The sequence below is a fragment of the Actinoplanes sp. NPDC089786 genome, from assembly GCF_040684855.1.
Lineage (GTDB): Bacteria > Actinomycetota > Actinomycetes > Mycobacteriales > Micromonosporaceae > Actinoplanes.
Genome location: NZ_JBFBGU010000001.1, coordinates 2,204,250 through 2,223,568 on the forward strand (window position 1 = coordinate 2,204,250; position 19,319 = coordinate 2,223,568).

Below are 19,319 nucleotides of genomic sequence, written 5' to 3' on the forward strand. Positions count from 1 at the left end.
ATTAATGCCTCGCTCAGAAATGCCCGGTTTCGGCCGAACGGGGAAAGGTGAGGCGGCTACGCGCGTGGGTTCCGGACACCAGCCTGGGCCGGGTCCGGCTGGTGGCGACGGGGATCTCCGTGCTCGGGCTGGCCGGGCAGACCACCAGCATCGGCGGCGCCACCGGCTCCCCGGCCTGGGACCACGCCGGGCGGATCGCGCTGCTCACGCTCGGCGCCATCGTGCTGAGCACCTACGGACGGGACCGCGCCTGGCCGTGGGAGCCGGTGGTGACCCCGCTGCTCTGCGTCGCCGCCGGATCGGCGATGGACGGCCCGGTCCCGGTGGTCGGCCTGACCATCGCCATGCTGCTGGTCCAGTCGTTGTACGGGAGCCGGCGGGGCTGGGCCGTGCGGTCGGCCGGCGCCATCCTCGCCGTACCCGCCGCGCTCTGGTTGTCGCCCAGCCCGGCCCAGGACATCTCGTTCGACGCGCCCGGCGCGCTGAGCGTCATCCCGCAGATCACGCTGACCACGGTGATCGCCCGGATGATCTACCACGCGCTCACCACCCAGCAGTTCCTGACCGCCCGCGACGCCGTGCTGGCCTCGGCCGGCGCCGCGCTGCTGGCCGCCTCCGACGGCGCCGCGGTGCACCGCGCGGCCCGCGACGCCGCCGCCGAGCTGATCGCGCTGTCGCCCGGCACGGTCGTGCTGCTGTGCGCCCCGGACGCCGGCGGTGTCCTGGTCATCGGATGTGTCGGCCCGGCCACCGACCTGACCGGGCAGGTGCTGCCGGAACGGGTGCTCACCGAACCGGCCACGGTCCTCGAGGGGTTCGCCGACTGGCACGTCGAGCAGCTGTCCGGCGGCCGGCACCGGATGATCGGCCACCCGCGGCGGGTGCCGCCCGGCATGATCAGCGCGTTCCGCTCGCTGACCCGGGGTGTCGAGCTGAGCGAGGCGACCCGCCGCTCACACGACGAGCTGGACCGCCGGGCCAACCACGACCACCTGACCCAGCTGCCCAACCGGGCCAAGTTCTTCGCCGAGCTGGCCGTCGCGGTCGGCCGTGGCCCGGACGGCACGATCGCGCTGCTGAACATCGACCTGGACGACTTCAAGCAGGTCAACGACACCTTCGGGCAGGCCGCGGGCGACGAGCTGCTGGTCCGGGTGGCCGAGCGGCTGGGCGCGGCGGCCGGCGACCGCGGGGTGGCCGCCCGGTTCGGCGGCGACGAGTTCGCGCTGATGCTCGCCGGCGTGCGCGGGCCGGGCGAGGCGGAGCAGGTCGCAACGGATCTGGGTACGCGGCTCAGCGCGCCGCAGCGGCTCGCCACGGCCACGGTCACGGTCGGCGCCAGCATCGGCGTGGCCGTCCACGAGCCCGGCGTCAACGCGGCGGCACTGACCCGGCGCGCGCGACCTCGATCGTGCAGGGCGTGACGTCCCCCGAGCAGGTCGAGTCGCTGTGCCGGACGCGCGCCGTCGCAGCTCAGGGGCCGTACATCAGCCCGCCCGTGCCGGTGGATCGAATCGCGTCGGTGATTGCTGCTTAAGATCGTCACATGTCTGAAACCGCTTCGGTCAAGTTCGCTCTGGTCGGGTACGGCTCGGGCGGCCGGATCTTCCACGCCCCGCTGCTGTCCTCGGCCGAGGGCGTCGAGTTCGCCGGCGTGGTCACCACGTCGCCGGAGCGGCGCGCCACGCTGCCGGACGGGCTCAAGGCGTACGACTCGCTGGCGCAGGTGGCCGAGGACGGCGTACGCGCGGTATCCATCTCCACCCCGGTCGCAACTCACGCCGACCTGGCCAAGGAGGCCATCTCGCTGGGCCTGGCGGTGGTCGTGGACAAGCCGTTCGCGCTGGACGCCGGGTCGGCCCGCGAGGTGGTCGCGGCGGCCGAGGAGGCGGGCGTGCCGCTCACCGTCTACCAGAACCGGCGCTGGGACTCCGACTTCCGCACCGTGCAGCGGCTGGTCGGCGACGGCACGCTGGGCGAGACGCGGCGCTTCGAGTCGCGCTTCGAGCGCTGGGAGCCGGCCCGCGAGATCGGCGCGTCCGGCGGCGGCACGCTGCGCGACTTCGGATCGCACCTGGTCGACCAGGCGCTGGTGCTGAACGGCCCGGCCACCCGGGTGTACGCCGACGTGCGCTCCGCCTCTGAGCATGATCTGGACGACGACTTCTTCGTCGTGATCAACCACGCCTCCGGTGTCGAGTCGCTGCTCTGGGGGACCTGGCGGCAGGGCGCGCCCGGGCCGCGGTTCCGGGTCACCGGCACGACCGGCACCTACGTGGTCGACGGGGTGGAAGGCATGGACGGGCAGGAGGCGGCGCTGAAGGCCGGGCGTACGCCGGCCTCGCTCGGCGACCGCTGGGGTGTCGAGCCCGAGCACGCCTGGGGCCGGCTCTACCGGGGCCGGGCCGGCGCGCCGGTGCGCTCGGAGCGCGGCCGGTGGGATCAGTTCTACCCGCTGTTCGCGGCCGCGGTGCGCGGCGAGGGGCCGCTGCCGGTCGACCCCAACGACGCGGTACGCGCCCTCGAGGTGCTCGACGCCGCCCGGATCAGCGCGGCGACGGGCACGGCGGTCGAACTGTAAAAGACGTTGCCCGGTGGACGATTCCGGTCGAAGATCGTCCACTGTGCAGCAGACGTGGCGGCTCTTCGACCGGTTGGCGTCCTCGTACGACGAGGTGGTGCCGTTCTTCGCATCGTTCGGCCGGTCGATCGTCTCGGCGCTGGATCCGCCGCCAGGATGCCGCTTCCTCGACCTCGGGGCCGGGCGCGGGGCGTTGACCGATCCGGCCCTGGCACGCGGGTGCCGGGTCACGGCGGTGGACGCGGCGCCCGGGATGACCGAGCGGCTCGCGGCGGCGTACCCGTCGGCGACGGTTCTGACCTTCTCCCTGGGCTTCTCGGACGAGCTGCCGCTGCCCGCGGCGTCATTCGATCTGGTCGCGGCGGCGTTCGTCGTGCATGTGCTGGACGACCCGGCGGCCGCCGTCGCCTCGGCCCACCGGGTGCTGGCGCCCGGCGGACGGTTCGCGATGACCGGGGGCGGGCATCCGTCGTCCGGGTTCGTCAGCGGCCTCGATGACCTGTTTGCCACCTTCACACCCCACCTGCCGCCGGGCGGAAGCATGGGGGCGCTGCGGCCGCCGGCCGCGTTGCTGGCCGGCTTCGACGACGTCCACGAGGTAATCGTCACCTCCGAGGTGCACATCCCTGACAACGATGTCTTGTGGCGCTGGGTGATGTCGCGCGGTTACCGAGCGTTCGTGGAGGACCTCCCACCTGGTCCGCGTGCGTCCTTCGAAGATCACGTGCGTGAGCTGCCACTTGGTGACGGGATGCTGCGGCGCAGCAGCTCCCTGTGGATCGGGACCAAGCCCTCGGGGTGACCATCCGTATCAGGACGGCGAACACGGGTAGTGATGCGGGTAGTTTCCCCGTGTCCCCCGTGCCGGTGCTGACGAAAGATGGAAAACACCAATCGCAGCAGAGAGGGGAACGCCATGGGCCGCCATGCCGCCGGCCGCCCGCCTTTGCATGCCGACCTCTTCACCCCGCCGCCCGGCAGCAGCGCCCGGCAGGCCGGCGAAGCCCGTTCCTCGGCCGCGTTCGAGGCCCTGGTCCGGCCGCACCGCGCCAGCCTGCGGGACTACGTCCACAAGCTCACCGAGGGCGACGACGCCCTCACGGAGTCGATCGTCAAGGAAACCCTCTACCGAGCCTCCCAGGACCCGGCCCGCTATCCGCAGCGACCCTCCGCCGTCCGCCCGTGGCTGGTTCTGATCGCCCGCACCGCGCTCCGCGACGGCGAACGCCTGGCCCCCGCCGGCCATGACGACCGGCCCGACCTCGTCCCGTTCACCGCACCGACCTCAACCACCATCCTCGGTGCGATGGACGCCCTGGCCGACACCCACCGAGACATCCTCGTCGAACTCTTCTACCGCGGCGTCTCCCTCGAGGAGGCGGCCCACCACCGCGGCGTCCCCGTCGAAACCGTCAAGGCGTGGCTGTACTACGCGATGCGTGCGCTCCGCGGTGTGATCGATCGCCAGGTGGGCGATCAATAGACCTTCCCGCCGAGCCGGTCACGCCCTCCGACCGGCTCGGATCCGGAGAACAACCTTGCCCCCCAGGGTCGACTCCGGTGAATGGCGGGCCGGCGTCGTCGCGGCGGCGCCGGCCCCCCTCCAGGAGCCCGTTGCTCTCGAACGGGCTCCGGCGCGGGGCCGGGCTTCACCCCTCTGAAGCCCGGCCCACCCGCTCCCGTTGGCACCCATGGATGCGCTGGTCAAGTGGCGTTACACTGCCGCGGTCATGGCAGCTCGGAGCGGGAGTCGGACGCGGTCCTGGTGCACGGCGGCCGGGGTCGCGGTGGCTGTGCTGCTGCTGGTGGCGAGCAGTTCCCCGCCCGGGCGGCGGCCCGAACCGGCGACACCGAGGGACCCGGACGTCAGCCTGGTCGCTCTCCGCCGGCACGCTGTCGACGTCCTGGCCGCCGACGGCTCGACCCCGCCCACATGGGACGCCTGGGTCGAGGCTCCCGACGGTGTCAGTGTCGACGCCGTGGCGGGAACGCCGGCCTCGAACCGGCTGACGCTCAGGTTCATCGGCGCGAACGGGCCCGCGACGGAACCGTGCGGTGCCGACTACACCGCCACGGCGGTCGAGTCCGCCACCGCCGTCGCGCTGGTTGTCGTCGAGGATCGCGGCGGCGTGCCCTCGTCGCCGCGGAGCGAGTACGGCGACGACCTCGTCGAGATCTGCACCCTGGCGGGCTTCCCGCGTTCCGGCACGGTGACCCTGACCAGGCCGCTCGGTCATCGCGCCGTGCTGGACACGCAGAGCGGCGCCCGGCTACGCGTCTGGCCGGCCTTTCCCACCCGGGTTCCGCTTTCCCGCTGACGCGCCGCTTCCTCGAGCCGGCCACGGACTTGACGGAGGGCTACCAGGCTGGCGGGTCGAGGTGGCGTCGGACTTCAGCCGCGAATTTGGGTACGCCGGTTCGTTCGAGGAGGACCAGGATCTCCGGCACGGTGTTCGGCACTCGCCGGTAGGAGGCCGCCTGATGGCGGAGCACGTCCATGGTCACGCCGGGGTAGAGATCGAGTTGATCGAGGAGGAACTCGTCGGGGTGGATCGACGCGATGTCGTAAGGCTTGAGTGCCGGTTGGGGGAAGTCGTTGAGATTGAAGGTGACGATGACCTCGGCGTTGGCTCGTACAGCGGCGGCGAGGACGTGCCGGTCCTTGGGATGGTTCGTCATGCCTTCGATCAGCGACTCATAGCCCGTGACAAGAGCGTCGGGGAATGATCGGCGCATCTGCCCGAGCCGCCGATCAACTCGGTCCGGTGAGATGCCGCGGTCGGTGAGATTGCGGCCCAGCTCGATGAAGACGTCGGCTGACCACAAAGGCCGGTACGCCGACGCTTCCGCGAGTCGAAGCAGCGTGTCGCACAGATAGGCGGGGTAGAGCACGCATGTGTCGAGGAACGGGGGAAAGGCCACCATCGCTGCCTGTCACCTGGCGAGGCGGGAGTCGATGGTGGCTTCGTACAAGCCGTCGTCCTCGGCGTCGGACGCCATCTGGTCGAGGGCGCTGCGGCGCTCGGCTCGGGTGCGCTCGGTGTAGTCGAGGATGTCCCGCAGCAGGACGCGGCGGTGCCGGCCGCGCATGGTGTGTGGAATTTCGCCGTCGGTGAGCAGCCGGACCAACGTGGGCCGCGAGATGTTGAGCAGGTCGGCGGCCTCCTGGGTGGTCAGCATCGTGTTGTGGGGGGCGATGGAAATGGCCATTCCCTGGGAGAGTGCGCTGACGACGTCACGCAACACGTCGTACAGCTCGGCCGGGATGTCGATCTGCGCTCCGTCCGGGCCCACCAGCCTTGCTCGCGCGGGAGCCTTGACATCAACCAGGCCTCGCGCGAAACGAACGAGGTCAGCGGGGTCCTCGGGTGGCAGGACCGTTCGTTCGCGCAGCTTGCTCGACATGAACCGAGCATACCGCTATTCGAAAAATCCGAAAGCGGGTCGGATCTGATGCTCGAAACGAACGGGGTGGTCAACCCGCTTGGGCTCGTTTCGCTTCGATGAGGGTTCGGGTGGAGTGGGCGGTGAAGGCGCCTTCGGCCTGGATGTGGGTGTGCAGGCGGCGCAAGGGGTCGAGGTAGCGGTCGACGGTGAAGTCGGGGACCCACCAGACGCACTTGCGCAGGATGTAGACGACGGCGCCGATGTCGTGGAAGTGCATGCGGAGGCGGGCGGTTCGGAGAGAGATGATCTCCAGGCCGGCGGCCTGCGCGGCGGCCGTCTCGGCGGACGGGGATCGGCGGTCGCCGTCGCGGGGGAGGGGGCCCAGGAACCACTCGCTCAGCTCGATCGCCGATTGCGGGCCGACGTGCTGGGCCAGGTAGGTGCCGGAGCCGGTCAGCACGCGGGCGATCTCGGGCCAGTCCGGGCGGACCGGGTGGCGGCTGGTCACCAGGTCGAAGGATGCGTCGGGGAACGGCAGGGGCTCGCCGGGGGAAGCCGGCACCACCTCGGCGCCGCGGGGGGTCAGGAGGTGGCGGGCGCGGGCGATGTTCGGGGGCCAGCCCTCGGTGACGGTCATGCGCGGCGGGAACACCGGGGCCTCGGCCACCACTTCGCCGCCGCCGGTGTCGATGTCCAGGGCCGATGTCGCCTCGGCCAGGCGGGCCGCCAGCAGGTGGGAGTAGCGCCACGGCGGGCGTTCCTCGGTGGCGCGGCCGGTCAGCCAGTCGAAGTTCCAGCCCGAGACGTCGGCCGCGGCGGCCTCGGCGATCAGGGTTTCGAAGGTCATATCAGGGTCAGCGCCTCGGTCAGGTTGTGCTCGGCGATGGACGCCATGAAGTCGCGGTCGGGGAACGGGCCGTCCAGCAGGCGCAGCGGGCCCGCCGTCAGGGACAGGCGCTGGGTCAGCAGGTAGAGGGCCAGCCGGGCCTCGTCCAGGCCCTCGGCGGCGACCAGGGCGTAGTCGTCGTGCAGGCGGATCTCGAGGAAGACGTGTTCCCACTCGACGTCGAAGTACATCAGGTCCTCGATGTCGATCAGCGCCGGTCGGCCGGCCGCGTCGACCATGACATGGTCCAGGCCCAGTTCGCCGTGTACGACGGAGAACTCGGCCCGGGGACGCACGGCGCCGTGCAGCTCGTGCAGGCGCGCGGCGAGGCGTGGCTCCGCGTCGGCGATGCGCTGGTCACGGGCCGCGGCCTCGGACAGGCAGCGCAGGGCGAAGCCGAGAGCCGCCGCCTCGCAGGTGGCGGCCCGGGAGCGGCCGCCCGCGTCGACCAGCGCGATCTTGCCGAAGGCGGGCGCCCGGTGGCGGCGCATGCGGGCCAGGTCGCCGGCCAGGCGGGCGATGATCGGCTCGGCGGTGGCCCGGTCGCGCTCCAGGAGCTCCTGCAGGTTGTCGCCGGGGAAGTCCTCCACGATCGCCAGGTGATCGTCCTCGACCAGGTGCAGCGCGGGGACCCGCAGCCCGAGCGCGGCCAGCCGGGCGTGGGCGGCCAGGAACAGGCGCAGGCCGGTGGCGGGGGAGAACGGGTCGAGGTCGTCGTTGTCGTGGGCCGTGGCCGGCCAGTAGTTCTCGGCGTCGGTCCAGACGTAGGCGATGGCCGTGGTCGCGTCGTCCAGCCTCAGGCGGTAGACGCCCTTGTGGCTGCCGCCGGCCAGGCGGTCGAGGCCGGTGAGCCGGCGGCCGGGGCCGAAGGCGGCGCGCACCGGCCCGGTCAGATCGGGCGTGGGGATCACGAGGCCGGACCCTACGTGGACCGGGCCGCCGCGAGGTAGCGATTTGTCGCCAGCGACTGCGCGACGCGGGTCAGCGGACCACCCGCCCGGGCCAGCCGCGTGGCGGGCCGGCTGAACGCCCGTATCTCGAACCGGGTGCGGGTGACCAGGAACAACTCTTCGCCGGACTCGGGATGCCCGGGCAGCGTGCCGTACGCGAAGCCCCGCCGGCCGGGCTCGTCGACCACGTACACGACACGGCACGGAATCGTCAGGAACGCGAGACGCATGACCACCGTGAGGCCAGGCGTAGGAGGCGGCGCCGAAATGGTTAAAAAAGCGCGGCGATGGATGGACCAGCTCATCAGGGCGCCGGCCACGCGCTCGAAGTCGGAGATCGGCACGGACCGGGTCAGGTGATGGAACCCCGCGGGCAGGTCGGCGTCACGGGTGGCGCCGACCTGTGGGTAGGTGAAGTGACCCATGCCCCGACGTTAAGCCCGGAACGGGCGCAACGGCCGCAACCCACCGCCTGGGTCGCCGAGTGGGAACGGGGCCGTGGTGTGCCCGTACCGGAAAAAAGGCCGGACCCGAAAGACTCGGGCCCGGCCACAACAAAACCCTTAGCGGAGAACGACCAATCCATCGACGACAATGCCGGGGCGAGTCCCGCTGCTGACGATGCGGACCGTGTGGCGGCCGCTCGCGCCCCAGTTCTTGGCCCAGATCGCCACCCGGTTGACCGTCTGGCGGCTGCTCAGGTCGAGCGTGCCGGTGTTGACGCCGTCCACGTAGATGGTGGCGCGGCCGCTCGCCGGTGTTCTGGTCACGGCCAGTGCGGCCGAGCGGCCGGTGAACGTCCACGCGATGCTGGAACCCCTGGTCGTGCTCTGGGAGGCGGTGCCGCTCAGGTACAGCGGGTTACGCACCGTGGCCCAGCGGCCGGAGTGGGCGGCCGTCGCGTCGTTGACCATCGACGGGGTGCGGACGATCTTGCCGACCGTGGTGTTGCCGGGACGGTCGACCGCCTTGATCGCCCAGGCGCGGGCGGCGTTCGGGACCGCGACCGTGTCGAAGGTGCGCCGGCCGACCCCGAAGAACACCGGCCGCGGGCTGGTCAGGGCCAGCGTCCGCAGGCCGCTCGGGTCGCCGACGCCCCAGCCCAGGCGCACCGGAACCGAGCCGTTCAGGCTGCCGGGCCGCAGGATCAGTGATGGACCGGACACGAACGTCGGCGGCGTCGCGTCGACCACCACCGTGCGGGTCAGGCGGGTCGTGCGGCCGGACAGGTGGATCGCCAGGACGGTCACCGTGTGCCGGCCGGGGCGCATCCGCAGCAGCGCGATGCGGCCGGCGCTCGAGGCCGAGGTGACGTGCCGGCCGTCCACGTACACGTCGAACCGGCTCATCATCATCGTGGGCGTGGCCAGGCCCCAGTACACCCGGATCGCGCCGCGCGCGTAGTAGACCGAGCCGCCGGCGACCGCCCCGTACACCGCGCGCATCCGCAGCCCGGCCGGCGCCGCGCCGGCCACCCGGCGGATCGCGGGCAACTGCCGGTAGAGCGACCCGCCGGGACAGGTCGTCTCGTTGGTGTCGCGGTGGCCGGAGATCCGGTTGAGTACCACCTTCGTGCCGCGCGGGAAGAGGTCGCTGCCGCTGGAGATCAGCGCCGACCGGCCGATCGGCGGCACCCGGTACATTCCCAGCTTGTACGCGGCGACCTGGGCGACCACGTTGCGGACCGTGGCCGGGGCGCCGACGCCGTCGTAGTTGCCGATCACGGCGATGGCGCTGCTGTACGAGTTGAAGCCGAGCGTGTGCGCGCCCAGCACCGGCCGCGTCACGCCGCCCCTGCGGCCCTCGAAGAGCGTCCCGCACTTGTCGACCAGGAAGTTGTAGCCGATGTCGTTCCAGTGGTTGCTCTTCACGTGGTACGCCTCGATGCCGCGGACGATCCGGGCCGAGTCGGCGCAGCGGTAGTTGTTGGCCGTCGCGGTGTGGTGCACGAAGAACGCCCGCACCGACGGCGTGTACTCGGGCGCGTTCTTCACGATCGACTCGTCGGCGCCCCAGCCGGCCCGGCTCACGTAGCGCGGGATCGGTCGCGGCGGGAGGGCGGCTTTTCGCGCGACGTCGGTCTCGATGTGGCGGGTGTCCGGGTTGATCAGGTCGAGGCGCAGACCCCGCGGGAGTACGCCGTCCGTGGTGTGCGCCTCGACGGCGTCGGAGGTGTCCACCCACACCGGGTCGGTGCGGCCGCGGCCGAAGCTGTCGGCGCTGCCCGGCTCGGCGGGGGAGCGGCCGTCGCTCTCCAGCGGCTGCCAGGCCGACCACCGGCCGGTCGCCGCCGAGCGGGTGCGGACGGTGATGGTCGTGGCCAGGGCGGCCGCCGGGTCGTCCCAGGTGGCGCCGACCAGGGCGAACGGGCGGGTCTCCGGCGCGGCGGCGGCCCGGTTGGCCACGCCGATCGGCAGGGTCTGGAGCACCGGCGCTTCCGCGGCCAGCGCCGGGTTTGGAACGGACAAAACGGTCATCAGTACGACGGCAGCGGTCACTTTCGGAACGAGAGTCACACCTGTCCCCTCCGCAAGATAGGTACCAAGTTCCCCGAACAGGATGAAACGTCCGGGCGGCGGGCGGGGTGGCTTTCGGCAAAGGGGCCTACGGCTGCACGATCAGCACTACCTTCCCCCGCCCGTGCCGGGACTCGACCGCGGCGTGGGCGGCGGCCACCTCGGACAGCGGATAGGCCCGGACCGGCATGAGCAGGGCGCCGTCGGCGGCCAGCCGGGCGACCTCGGCGAGGCGGGCCGGGTCGCGCGGCGCCCGCACCACCCGGCCGCCGGCCGAGTCGTCGACGATGGTGCCGATCCGGTCGACGCCGAGCTTGATCGAGGCGGTGACCGCCTCCGGGCCGGCCGCGTCCAGTGCCACGGTCGGCACGAGACCGGTCGCGACCACGTTCTCGACCAGACCGGCGCCGTACGCGACCGGCACGGCGCCCAGCTGCCGTAGGTAGTCGTGGTTCGCCGGGCTCGCCGTGCCGATGACCTTCGCACCCAGGCGCCGGGCCAGCTGCACCGCGACCGTGCCCACACTGCCGGCCGCCGCGTGCACCAGCAGCACATCGTCCGGCCGGAGGTCGAGTTCCCGCAGCGCCCCCGTGGCGGTCTGTCCCGCCGCGACGATCGCCGCCGCGGCTGGGAAGGACAGGCCCGGTGGCTTGCGCACGACGTTCGCGGCCGGGGCGATCAGGGCGGACGCCTGCCCGGCCAGCATGGTCGAGCCGAGCACCTCGTCGCCCACCTCGAAGCCGGCGCCCGGACCGACCCGGTCGACCACGCCGGCGTACTCCTGGCCGATCCCCGACGGGAAGGTCACGTCGAGCCACGGCATCCCGCCCGCGCGCACGGCCACGTCGAACGGCTGGACGCCGGCCGCCCGCACCCGTACGCGCACCTCGCCCGGGCCGGGTTCCGGATCGGGCCGCTCGACGACGTGGAGGACATCGGGCGGCCCGAAGCGGTCGAACACGGCGGCTCTCATGCCGCGAGCGTGCAACTTGAAGTTCGGTTGAGGTCAACCTAGGGTTCTGGCGTGACCCCGATCCTGGCCGCCTTCGCCCAGTGGGTCACCCCTGATCTGCCGCTGTACGGCAACGACCACGACCGCGGCGACTTCGCTCCCTGAGCGACACGGTCCCTCCGTGTCCCCCTGAACCCCAGATCCGGGAGCGATCACCCATGCCCGATACCGGGATCCGTGCCGTCCTGCGTGCCCCGCAGGTGGCCCTCGTCCTCTCCGCCAGCCAGATCGGCCGGTTGCCACTGGGCTCGGCGCCGCTGGCCCTGCTCATCTTCGCCCGGCAGGCGCAGAGCCTCGCGCTGGCCGGGATCACCGTCGCCGTCTTCACCGCCGGGATGGCCGTGGGCGCTCCGGTGCTCGCCCGCACGGTCGACCGCTGGCGGCAGACGCCCGTCCTCTGGGGATCCGCGGTGCTGTCCGGCCTCGGCTACCTGCTGGTCGCGTCCGGCGGCCGGAACCTGGTGCTCACCCTGGCCGGCGCGGCCGTCGCCGGTCTCGGCACGCCGCCGCTCGAAGCCTGCCTGCGCGCGCTGTGGCCGGTGCTGGTGCGGCCGGCCGCGGTGCCGGCGGCGTACACCCTGGACATCGCCGTCCAGGAGATCATCTTCGTGGTCGGCCCGCTGATCACCGTGGCGGCGGTCGCCGTGGCCGGCCCCGCGGCCGGGCTGATCACCGCGGCCGTGCTCCAGCTGGCCGGCGTGGCCGTGTTCACGCTGGCCCCCGCCGTACGCGGCTGGCACGGCCAACCGGCCCACCGCCACTGGGCCGGCCCGCTGCGCGTCCACCGCTTCGCGATCATGGTGGCCGGCGTGGTCTGCGCCGGCGCCGCCGTCGGCAGCCTGCCCGTGACGCTGACCGGCTACGCCGAGGCGGCCGGCGACCGTTCCCTGACCGGTTGGCTGCTCGCGGCCCAGGCGGCCGGCGCGCTGACCGGCGGCCTGCTCTACACCCGAGCCACCCCCGGCGACGCCCGCCGCTTGCCGTTGCTGGCCACGGCGCTGGCCGTCGGCTACCTCCCGCTGCTGACGGTCCCCGGCGTAGGCGTGATGGCCGTCCTGGTCACGATCAGCGGCCTGGCCCTGCCACCCCTGCTGACCGCGGTCTTCCTCACCGCCGACCGCCTGGCTCCCCCCGGCACCGCCGTCGAGGCGTTCGCCTGGATCATGACCGCGTTCACCGTCGGCAGCGCACTCGGCGCCGCCCTGACCGGCACCCTGGTCGAGACCCAACTCTGGTACGGCTTCGCCTTCGCCCCCATGGCCGGCCTGCTCGGCGCCGCGTTCATGACCCGGGTGGCCCGATGACCATCCCACCAGTCCCTGAACCCCGCCCAGGTCGTAGGCGACAGCATCGACGACGCCCAAGCGACCCAAAGGGCCCGCGGAGCAGGTGCCAGACACCGTTGCCATTGGGAGGATCCGGCGGAAACGCCAGCCCCCGCAACCGCCGGCACCGACCCAGGGGCTCGATGTGCGGCGGGGTGGCAGGTAGGACGGATCTTCAAACCCGCCGCCCGGCACGGCGTGAACGGATCGGCCACGGGCCAGACGCGCGGCAGGCGGCCGACGTCTGCCACCAACTCGGCCTGGGCACCGAACCCAAAGACACCGAAGGCGTCCGAGCCAAGCTGAAACGACTGGTCAAACGCAGTGTCCTGTCCGAACCCGAGGCCGGCCTGTTCACCCTGGCCGGCGCCGGCCGAACCGACCAAACAGCCCGCGACCAGCAGCCCTAACTCCTCACCAAACACGAAACACACCTAAAGCGCGCCTATCGCCCTCTCACGTTGTGCCATTCACTGGCGCGGGCGGGACGGATACGGGAAACTGCCCCGATGCCTGCTGAGTACACCCAAAGTGACCAGTTCCGTGGTGCCCGCATCCACCTATGCGACCTCTCCGGCCTCGAGATTCGCGATTGCGACGTCACCGGCCTGAAGATCGTGGACTGCTATGGGGGCAACGTCTCCCTCGGTGGCGGCTTCGAGCGTGTCGTTGTCAACGACGTCGACGTGACCGCCTACGTCGAGGCCGAGCTCGACCGGCTGCATCCCAACCGGGTGCTGGCCCGTGAGGCCACGTCCGCCGCCGAATACCGGGCCGCTTGGGATGCCATCGAGAAGCAATGGGAGGAGACGCTCGACCGCGCCAGGCGCCTACCCGAGGCGAAGCTGCACGAGCAGGTCGACGGCGAGTGGTCGTTCGTCGAGACGCAGCGGCATCTGCTGATGGCCAGCGATGCCTGGATCGGCAACGCCGTGCTCGAGGAGGACGCGCCGTACCACCCGTTGGGCCTTCCTGGCGGCGGGATGCCGGCCGAAGCAGCGGCGAAGCTCGGGCTCACCCTCGATGCCACCCCGACGCTCGACGAGGTACTCGCGCCGCGGCTGGCCCGCATGGCCACGATGCGCCGGCTCGTCGACGAGCTCACCGAGGCCGAGCTCGATCGGGTGTGTGGTCGCAAGCCGGCGGACCCATATCCGGACCGGGAGTACGTCGTGCGCCGCTGCCTCACGGTGGTGTGCAAGGAAGAGGCCGAGCATCACCGGTATGCGGTCCGCGACCTCACCGTGCTCGAGGCCGATGCCCGAACCGGGTGAAGGCGCGTCCCGGCAATGGCCGGCGATCTCGCGATCCTGCGCTTGACCAGCCCATCTTGCTGTCGGAGCCCCTCATCGCACCACACTGCCCAGCCAGGGCGCGGTGCCGACCGGCGAGGTAGTCACGACCGGCTACGGAAAGACCAGCAATGCGGGCTTCCCCCACGAACGACGCGAGGTCTTCCTCGCTGTCACGCCGCGGTGGACCTGCGAAGGCATCTACCAGGTCGTGAAGCCGATCACGCCCGGAACGAACTGCACCCGCAAATCCGGCCAGACGGCCGGAGCATGCGGCACTGGGTGATGTCGTCATCGGAATCGTCTCCTGAAATATCTCTGGCCAGTGCGGCAACCCGACCTATCCCACCGTGAATCAGCACCGAACCTGGATAAGCGGCAACGTGGGGAGGTAGCCGGCGGTTCATCCACCTGCCTTCAGCCGGAACGCGAGGCGGCGAGGTGCCTGCACGCGGTAGCTGTCCGTCACCAGTTCGGCAACCTCGACCCAGTCCGTCTCGTCGTCCAGCACCATTCCCACGACATTCACACCCCAGTCGGCCCGGAAGAACGGAGGGCCGGCATGCGCCAGCGCGGCCAACTCCCCGGGCGGCGCCCGGAAGGTCATCAGGATGGCCGGATCGTCCATATCGATGTACGCCGACCGCCTCCCGTCGGTGGTGTAGACGTGCAGGAACGTCCGCCGGCGAATCCGCCACCGCAGGCCGATCCACGCCGGCTCCTCGTACGCCTCGGGCAGCTCCCCGCAGATCACCCGGAGCCGGCCCACAACGGCGGGTGGAACGTCCACGATGTCGCTCATCTGTACCTCCCGCGCCCATCCTGCCCGCCGGTTAGGACATCAGCACATCAGAGCAAAAGGGCCGAGGGCATCTACAGCCGGACCGTGAATTTGGTTGGTCAGATGGCGGCCGTCAGCTCGATCAACGACGGCATGTTCAACCAGGGCCGTGATAGTGGTGGGCGGCTGACGCGTATGGCGGCGATGTAGACCCTCGATTGCTGGGGGTCGGGGGGCGTTCGTGGTGGCGAGCGTCGCGTCGGCCGATCCCGGCGAGGGTGCGTTCCACGAGCCGGCGGCGGGAATCTTCGACGGCATCGGCCCGCGCGACGCCATCCGCGAAGCCGGACAGGCCGCTACGACGCCTTCGTGCTTCGGCGCGGGTGGTTGGACAATGCGTTGGCGTTGGCGTTGGCGTTGGCGTTGGCGTTGGCGTTGGCGTTGGCGTTGGCGTTCGGGTTCGGGTTCGGGTTCGGTCAGTGGAGTTGGCCGTCGTCTCGGAGCTGGTCGAAGATCAGTTTGTCCACAGGGGAGACTCGGTTGCGGTCGGCGTAGGTCAGCCAAGCCAGCTCGGCGATCTCGGCGGCCGGGGTGAGGGTGCCGGAGTAGGTGGCGGTGTAACAGGTCATGCGGACCCGGATGCCCTGGGGGTGGGCGTGGGCCTGGGCCTCGAAGATGCCGGCGGGGGCGGCCGTGGAAGGGTCGATGGCTACGGTCAGTTCCTCGCGGATCTCGCGCACCAGGGTGTCCAGATCGGACTCGCCGGGCTCGCGTTTGCCGCCGGGGAGGTAGAAGGCGTCCCGGTGGTGGCTGCGGGTGCTGAGGATTGCGCCGTCGCGCAGGTGGATCCAGGCGATTTTGTCGATGTCGGGCATGTCGGCCGTTCCTGTCGGTGAGCAGAGCCGGACAGGTTATCGCGTTGCCGCCGGCCGGATTGCTGCGACGGTCAAGGGCTGCCAACAAACGCGGTGCGCAAACGAGGCGGTTGGGGAAGGCCGCGGATCCGGTGGTCGTCGAGGTCGCGGCAAGGAGGGGGTCGCGTCGCCCGGCCGGATGAACACAGGGGTAGGGGCTCCGTGGAGAAACAACGCGGGCGAGAGGTGATCTTGTCGGGGGAAGGGCGGCGCGGCTTAGAGTCGGTGGTCATGGGTGTGGGGGTGGAAGTTGTCGAGGAAGCGGGCGACGAAGTTGTCGCTGCGCTGGCTCGGCTTATGCCTCAATTGTCGCCCCTGGTGGATCTGATCGGTGTGGAAGCTGTGGGGGTGCTGGTCGCCTGGCCCGGTAGCCGGGTGCTGGTGGGGCGGCTTGACGGGGAGATTGTCGGGACTCTCACGCTTGTGGTGTTTCCTACGCCTACGGGGGTACGGGCACGGGTTGAGGATGTTGTGGTGGATGTTGGGTGCCGCGGGCGGGGAGTCGGGTCGGCCCTGCTGCTCGAGGCGGTTCGGTTGGCCAGCATTGATGGGGCCTACACGATTGATCTCTCGTCCCGGCCGTCGCGGGTGGCCGCCAATCGGCTGTGTGAAGAGTTCGGGTTCGAACTGGGGGACGATCGGGCCTATCGGCTGAATCTGCCTCGGCGGGGGCGGCGGCGCTCGGGAGAGTGACGGACCGGTCACGCCCGGCGGTCGCGGCACGGCCTGGACGGGCCGGTCAGGCCGCGGAGCGGGAACGGTGCCGTGCTCGTGCGTACCCGGAAAAAGGGTGACCGATACCGTTAGCCCGTGTCTCCGATCCCGTGGTGGGCGCTGCCCCTCGTTGCCGTCGTGTTCGCGCTGGCGGGCGCCGGTGTGGCGCTGCTCGTACAGGCCCGCACCGACTATGCCCGCAGCCGGTACCGCCGGACGAAGCGGTGGTACACCGAACGCAAGTCCGCGTACGTCGACCTGATGGCCGTGTTCGAGCGGGTCGTGTACCGGCTCCGCACCGAGGACAAGACCCCGGACGCGATGGCCTACCTGGGCGAGGTCGGTCCACCGCTCGCGCAGGTGCGGCTGCTGGCCTCGGGGCCGGTACGCAGCGCCGCGCTCGCCGTGCACCTTCAGCTGGAACAGCTGCACGCGACCAACGGGCCGGCGCCGCCGGGGGTGGAACCGCAGAAACACGTCCGAGAGCTGCTCGCCCAGGTGCCGCTGGTCATGCAGGAGTTGGAGGCGGCGATCCGCGAGGAGCTGGAGATCCGGACCGAACCCCCGCAGCGGAACGTGGTCCGGCAGGATCGGAGCTGACACCGACCCTGAGGAGGGCGACATGTCGGAGATGGACAGCACCACCGCCGCGCTCGTACGCAGCGGGGTGGTCGCGGTGCTGCGGGCGGCGTCCGCGGACGGCTTCGCGGCGGTGGCCGACGTGCTCGTCGGCAACGGGATCACCGCGATCGAGGTGACGCTCACCTCGCGCGGGGCGCTGGACGCGCTGGCGGTGCTGCGGCGCGAGCTGCCGCCGTCCGCGGTGATCGGGGCCGGCACCGTGCTCACCCCGGACCAGGCCAAGGCGTCGGTCGACGCGGGCGCGGCGTTCCTGGTGTCGCCGGTCGTCGACCCGGCCATGCAGCAGGACTTCGGCGTGCCGTTCTACCCGGGCGGGCTCACCCCGAGCGAGATCCACCGCGCCGCGCAGGCCGGCGCCGGGCTGGTCAAGTTGTTCCCGGCGTCGGCGGTCGGCCCGGGCTACCTCAAGGATCTGCACGGCCCGCTGCCCGGCACCCGGATCATGCCGACCGGCGGCATCGGCCTCGACGACATCACCGCCTGGCTGAGCAGCGGCGCCTCCGCCGTGGGTCTGGGCGGGCCGCTGCTCGGTGACGCGTTCACCGGCGGCGACCTGGGTCAGCTCGCGGTGCGGGCGCGGCGCGCGGCCGAGGCGGTCGCGGTGGCCAGGTTCGCCGAATGAGCGGGCTCTTCACCTTCGGTGAGACCATGGGCCTGGTCGCCGCGGACGGGATCGGTCTTCTCGAGTACGCCCGGAGCTTCTCGTTCGCCATCGGCGGCGCCGAGAGCAACGTGGCCATCGGGGTGGCCCGGCTCGGCGGCCGGGCCACGTGGCTGGGGCGGGTCGGCCGGGACGCCACCGGCGACCTGATCGCGAACCGGCTGCGGCACGAGGGCGTGACCACTCACGCCATCCGGGACGACGCGTTCACCGGCCTGATGGTGCGCTACCGGCGGACCGGCGCGCTGACCCACGTCGACTACCACCGCGCCGGGAGCGCCGGGTCGCGGCTGTCACCGGCCGACCTGCCCGCGTCCTTCAGCGACATCGACATTCTGCACGTCACGGGCATCACGCCGGCCTTGAGCGCGGGCGCCCGCGCCGCCGTGTTCCAGGCCGTCGAGCAGGCCCGCGCCGACGGGGTGACCGTGTCGGTCGACGTCAACTACCGGGCCAAGCTGTGGTCGCGGTTCGACGCCGCGCCGGTGCTGCGTGATCTGGTGACGCGGGCCGACATCGCGTTCGCCGGCCCCGACGAGGCGGCGCTGTTCGTGGGCGACGGCGATCCGGTGGCCGGGCTGGCCGGGCTCGGTCCGGCCGAGGTGGTGGTCAAGGACGGCGCCCGCGGCTGCGCCGCCTTGATCGAGGGCCGGCGGTACGAGGTGCCGGCGCTCGCCGCGACGGTGGTCGACCCGGTCGGCGCCGGTGACGCGTTCGTGGCCGGCTACCTCGCCGACCGGATGGCCGGGGCGGCCGCCGGGCCACGCCTGCGGACGGCGATCGCGGTCGGCGCGTTCGCGGTCACCACCCCGGGCGATTGCGAGGGGCTGCCCTACCGGGACGACCTGGTGGCGGCGACCGACAACGTCACGCGGTGACCCCGCCCAGCCGCCTTCAGCCGCCCAGCCCGCCGCCGGCCCGGAGGTTCTGGCCGGTGATCCAGCGGCCGTCCGGCCCGGCCAGGAAGGCCACGACATCGGCGATGTCCTCGGGCTGCCCGACCCGGCCGAGCGGCGTGTGCGCTTCGATCATCGCCACCTGCTCGGGCGAGTTGGTGGTGCGGAGCAGGTCGGTCTCGGTGGCGCCCGGCGAGACCGCGTTGACGGTGATGCCGCGCGGGCCCAGCTCTCCCATGAGCGCCCGCCCGAACTGCTCGATCGCGCCCTTGGTGCCCATGTAGAGGGCGGCGCCGGGCGCGGGCATCCGGGTGTTCATCGTGGACAGTGTGATGATGCGGCCGCCGTCCCGCATGTGCCGCGCGGCGTGCTGCATGGAGAAGTAGACCGACCGGGCGTTGACCGCCATCACCCGGTCGTACTCCGCCGGGGTGACCTCGGCGACCGGCGCCGGCGAGAACCGCGCGGCCGCGTTGCACACCAGGATGTCGAGGTCGTCGACCCCGGCGAACAGCGTGTCCACGGCGTCGTCGGCGGCCAGATCGACCCGGACGGCCCGTGCGCCGGGCACCGCCTTCACCACCTCGGCCGCGTCGTCGGCCCGCGAGTGATAGCTGAACACGACGGTCGCGCCGTCCCGCCCCAGCCGTTCGACAATCGCCCGCCCGATCCCCCGCGAGCCGCCCGTCACCACCGCCGTCTTCCCGGTCAGATCCCCCATCGCCCAAACCTATCGCCCACCTTCGATATCCCGCTGCCCCT

At 71.8% G+C, this 19,319-nt stretch carries 21 protein-coding genes; 11 read left to right on the plus strand and 10 right to left on the minus strand.

The genetic code is table 11. The features are described from left to right. Positions 1–47 precede the first annotated feature (47 nt). From AB0O15_RS10485 to AB0O15_RS10505, 5 genes are all read left to right on the plus strand, one after another. Positions 48–1,424, plus strand: coding sequence for a GGDEF domain-containing protein (locus tag AB0O15_RS10485; protein ID WP_364316720.1), 1,377 nt, complete (start codon positions 48–50; stop codon positions 1,422–1,424). A gap of 122 nt (positions 1,425–1,546) precedes the next feature. Continuing rightward, a complete protein-coding gene (locus AB0O15_RS10490) occupies positions 1,547–2,581 on the plus strand; it encodes a Gfo/Idh/MocA family oxidoreductase (RefSeq protein WP_364316722.1) in 1,035 nt (344 codons plus the stop codon). Between the two features lie 43 nt (positions 2,582–2,624). Continuing rightward, a complete protein-coding gene (locus tag AB0O15_RS10495; protein ID WP_364316725.1) occupies positions 2,625–3,383 on the plus strand; it encodes a class I SAM-dependent methyltransferase in 759 nt (252 codons plus the stop codon). 114 nt (positions 3,384–3,497) lie between these two features. Further along, positions 3,498–4,064, plus strand: a complete 567-nt coding sequence (locus AB0O15_RS10500; RefSeq protein WP_364316727.1) for a sigma factor-like helix-turn-helix DNA-binding protein — start codon at positions 3,498–3,500, stop codon at positions 4,062–4,064. Between the two features lie 247 nt (positions 4,065–4,311). Continuing rightward, entirely contained in the window at positions 4,312–4,899 is a 588-nt protein-coding gene (locus AB0O15_RS10505; RefSeq protein ID WP_364316730.1) for a hypothetical protein, read from the plus strand. Between the two features lie 40 nt (positions 4,900–4,939). Here the strand turns inward: AB0O15_RS10505 and AB0O15_RS10510 are convergent, their stop codons facing one another. The 7 genes from AB0O15_RS10510 to AB0O15_RS10540 all read right to left on the minus strand — a co-directional run bounded on the left by AB0O15_RS10510 (position 4,940) and on the right by AB0O15_RS10540 (position 11,293). Beyond that, positions 4,940–5,506 carry a PIN domain-containing protein gene (locus AB0O15_RS10510; RefSeq protein WP_364316732.1) on the minus strand — a complete coding sequence of 189 codons (567 nt, stop codon included), beginning with the start codon at positions 5,504–5,506 and terminating at the stop codon, positions 4,940–4,942. A gap of 9 nt (positions 5,507–5,515) precedes the next feature. Next, complete coding sequence (locus AB0O15_RS10515; protein ID WP_364316735.1) at positions 5,516–5,986, minus strand: helix-turn-helix domain-containing protein; 471 nt, start codon at positions 5,984–5,986, stop codon at positions 5,516–5,518. Positions 5,987–6,056: 70 nt separating this feature from the next. Continuing rightward, on the minus strand, positions 6,057–6,815 hold the full coding sequence (locus AB0O15_RS10520; RefSeq protein WP_364316737.1) for a class I SAM-dependent methyltransferase: 759 nt from the start codon (positions 6,813–6,815) through the stop codon (positions 6,057–6,059). Beyond that, on the minus strand, positions 6,812–7,765 hold the full coding sequence (locus tag AB0O15_RS10525; RefSeq protein ID WP_364316740.1) for an aminoglycoside phosphotransferase family protein: 954 nt from the start codon (positions 7,763–7,765) through the stop codon (positions 6,812–6,814). Before AB0O15_RS10525 ends, AB0O15_RS10520 begins: the two co-directional genes overlap by 4 nt. Before the next feature lie 11 nt (positions 7,766–7,776). Next, the gene (locus AB0O15_RS10530; RefSeq protein ID WP_364316742.1) at positions 7,777–8,229 is read right to left on the minus strand and encodes a DUF1990 domain-containing protein; all 453 of its coding nucleotides are present in this window, start codon (positions 8,227–8,229) and stop codon (positions 7,777–7,779) included. Between the two features lie 138 nt (positions 8,230–8,367). Continuing rightward, on the minus strand, positions 8,368–10,281 hold the full coding sequence (locus AB0O15_RS10535) for an N-acetylmuramoyl-L-alanine amidase (protein WP_364316745.1): 1,914 nt from the start codon (positions 10,279–10,281) through the stop codon (positions 8,368–8,370). A 127-nt stretch (positions 10,282–10,408) separates the two neighbouring features. Beyond that, positions 10,409–11,293: an NADP-dependent oxidoreductase gene (locus AB0O15_RS10540; protein ID WP_364316748.1), complete on the minus strand. Its 885-nt coding sequence runs from the start codon at positions 11,291–11,293 to the stop codon at positions 10,409–10,411. Between the two features lie 197 nt (positions 11,294–11,490). Between AB0O15_RS10540 and AB0O15_RS10545 the strand changes: the two genes are divergently transcribed. Both AB0O15_RS10545 and AB0O15_RS10550 read left to right on the plus strand, forming a co-directional pair. Then, complete coding sequence (locus AB0O15_RS10545) at positions 11,491–12,636, plus strand: MFS transporter (protein WP_364316751.1); 1,146 nt, start codon at positions 11,491–11,493, stop codon at positions 12,634–12,636. A 530-nt stretch (positions 12,637–13,166) separates the two neighbouring features. After that, positions 13,167–13,931 (plus strand): DinB family protein, encoded by a 765-nt coding sequence (locus AB0O15_RS10550; protein WP_364316754.1) that lies wholly within the window; start codon positions 13,167–13,169, stop codon positions 13,929–13,931. Between the two features lie 421 nt (positions 13,932–14,352). On the opposite strand, the gene AB0O15_RS10555 is transcribed toward AB0O15_RS10550, so the two are convergent. Both AB0O15_RS10555 and AB0O15_RS10560 read right to left on the minus strand, forming a co-directional pair. Further along, positions 14,353–14,751: an MmcQ/YjbR family DNA-binding protein gene (locus tag AB0O15_RS10555; protein ID WP_364316757.1), complete on the minus strand. Its 399-nt coding sequence runs from the start codon at positions 14,749–14,751 to the stop codon at positions 14,353–14,355. 455 nt (positions 14,752–15,206) lie between these two features. Next, positions 15,207–15,605 (minus strand): NUDIX domain-containing protein, encoded by a 399-nt coding sequence (locus tag AB0O15_RS10560; protein ID WP_364316760.1) that lies wholly within the window; start codon positions 15,603–15,605, stop codon positions 15,207–15,209. Between the two features lie 270 nt (positions 15,606–15,875). On the opposite strand from AB0O15_RS10560, the gene AB0O15_RS10565 reads away from it, so the two are divergent. The 4 genes from AB0O15_RS10565 (at position 15,876) to AB0O15_RS10580 (ending at position 18,539) form a co-directional block, all read left to right on the plus strand. Next, positions 15,876–16,337, plus strand: a complete 462-nt coding sequence (locus AB0O15_RS10565) for a GNAT family N-acetyltransferase (RefSeq protein ID WP_364316763.1) — start codon at positions 15,876–15,878, stop codon at positions 16,335–16,337. A gap of 117 nt (positions 16,338–16,454) precedes the next feature. After that, positions 16,455–16,958 (plus strand): hypothetical protein, encoded by a 504-nt coding sequence (locus tag AB0O15_RS10570; RefSeq protein WP_364316766.1) that lies wholly within the window; start codon positions 16,455–16,457, stop codon positions 16,956–16,958. A 22-nt stretch (positions 16,959–16,980) separates the two neighbouring features. Then, a complete protein-coding gene (locus tag AB0O15_RS10575) occupies positions 16,981–17,622 on the plus strand; it encodes a bifunctional 4-hydroxy-2-oxoglutarate aldolase/2-dehydro-3-deoxy-phosphogluconate aldolase (RefSeq protein ID WP_364316769.1) in 642 nt (213 codons plus the stop codon). Then, on the plus strand, positions 17,619–18,539 hold the full coding sequence (locus AB0O15_RS10580; RefSeq protein WP_364316771.1) for a sugar kinase: 921 nt from the start codon (positions 17,619–17,621) through the stop codon (positions 18,537–18,539). Before AB0O15_RS10575 ends, AB0O15_RS10580 begins: the two co-directional genes overlap by 4 nt. A gap of 16 nt (positions 18,540–18,555) precedes the next feature. On the opposite strand, the gene AB0O15_RS10585 is transcribed toward AB0O15_RS10580, so the two are convergent. After that, positions 18,556–19,278, minus strand: coding sequence for an SDR family oxidoreductase (locus AB0O15_RS10585; protein WP_364316773.1), 723 nt, complete (start codon positions 19,276–19,278; stop codon positions 18,556–18,558). Positions 19,279–19,319: the final 41 nt, after the last annotated feature.

Bases quoted from the DNA above. Each gene is read 5' to 3' on its own strand.
- AB0O15_RS10490 (WP_364316722.1), top strand. From the start codon at position 1,547: ATGTCTGAAACCGCTTCGGTCAAGTTCGCTCTGGTCGGGTACGGCTCG.
- AB0O15_RS10500 (WP_364316727.1), top strand. From the start codon at position 3,498: ATGGGCCGCCATGCCGCCGGCCGCCCGCCTTTGCATGCCGACCTCTTC.
- AB0O15_RS10505 (WP_364316730.1), top strand. From the start codon at position 4,312: ATGGCAGCTCGGAGCGGGAGTCGGACGCGGTCCTGGTGCACGGCGGCC.
- AB0O15_RS10510 (WP_364316732.1), bottom strand. From the start codon at position 5,506: ATGGTGGCCTTTCCCCCGTTCCTCGACACATGCGTGCTCTACCCCGCC.
- AB0O15_RS10515 (WP_364316735.1), bottom strand. From the start codon at position 5,986: ATGTCGAGCAAGCTGCGCGAACGAACGGTCCTGCCACCCGAGGACCCC.
- AB0O15_RS10520 (WP_364316737.1), bottom strand. From the start codon at position 6,815: ATGACCTTCGAAACCCTGATCGCCGAGGCCGCCGCGGCCGACGTCTCG.
- AB0O15_RS10530 (WP_364316742.1), bottom strand. From the start codon at position 8,229: ATGGGTCACTTCACCTACCCACAGGTCGGCGCCACCCGTGACGCCGAC.
- AB0O15_RS10535 (WP_364316745.1), bottom strand. From the start codon at position 10,281: ATGACCGTTTTGTCCGTTCCAAACCCGGCGCTGGCCGCGGAAGCGCCG.
- AB0O15_RS10540 (WP_364316748.1), bottom strand. From the start codon at position 11,293: ATGAGAGCCGCCGTGTTCGACCGCTTCGGGCCGCCCGATGTCCTCCAC.
- AB0O15_RS10545 (WP_364316751.1), top strand. From the start codon at position 11,491: ATGCCCGATACCGGGATCCGTGCCGTCCTGCGTGCCCCGCAGGTGGCC.
- AB0O15_RS10550 (WP_364316754.1), top strand. From the start codon at position 13,167: ATGCCTGCTGAGTACACCCAAAGTGACCAGTTCCGTGGTGCCCGCATC.
- AB0O15_RS10555 (WP_364316757.1), bottom strand. From the start codon at position 14,751: ATGAGCGACATCGTGGACGTTCCACCCGCCGTTGTGGGCCGGCTCCGG.
- AB0O15_RS10560 (WP_364316760.1), bottom strand. From the start codon at position 15,605: ATGCCCGACATCGACAAAATCGCCTGGATCCACCTGCGCGACGGCGCA.
- AB0O15_RS10565 (WP_364316763.1), top strand. From the start codon at position 15,876: ATGGGTGTGGGGGTGGAAGTTGTCGAGGAAGCGGGCGACGAAGTTGTC.
- AB0O15_RS10575 (WP_364316769.1), top strand. From the start codon at position 16,981: ATGTCGGAGATGGACAGCACCACCGCCGCGCTCGTACGCAGCGGGGTG.
- AB0O15_RS10580 (WP_364316771.1), top strand. From the start codon at position 17,619: ATGAGCGGGCTCTTCACCTTCGGTGAGACCATGGGCCTGGTCGCCGCG.
- AB0O15_RS10585 (WP_364316773.1), bottom strand. From the start codon at position 19,278: ATGGGGGATCTGACCGGGAAGACGGCGGTGGTGACGGGCGGCTCGCGG.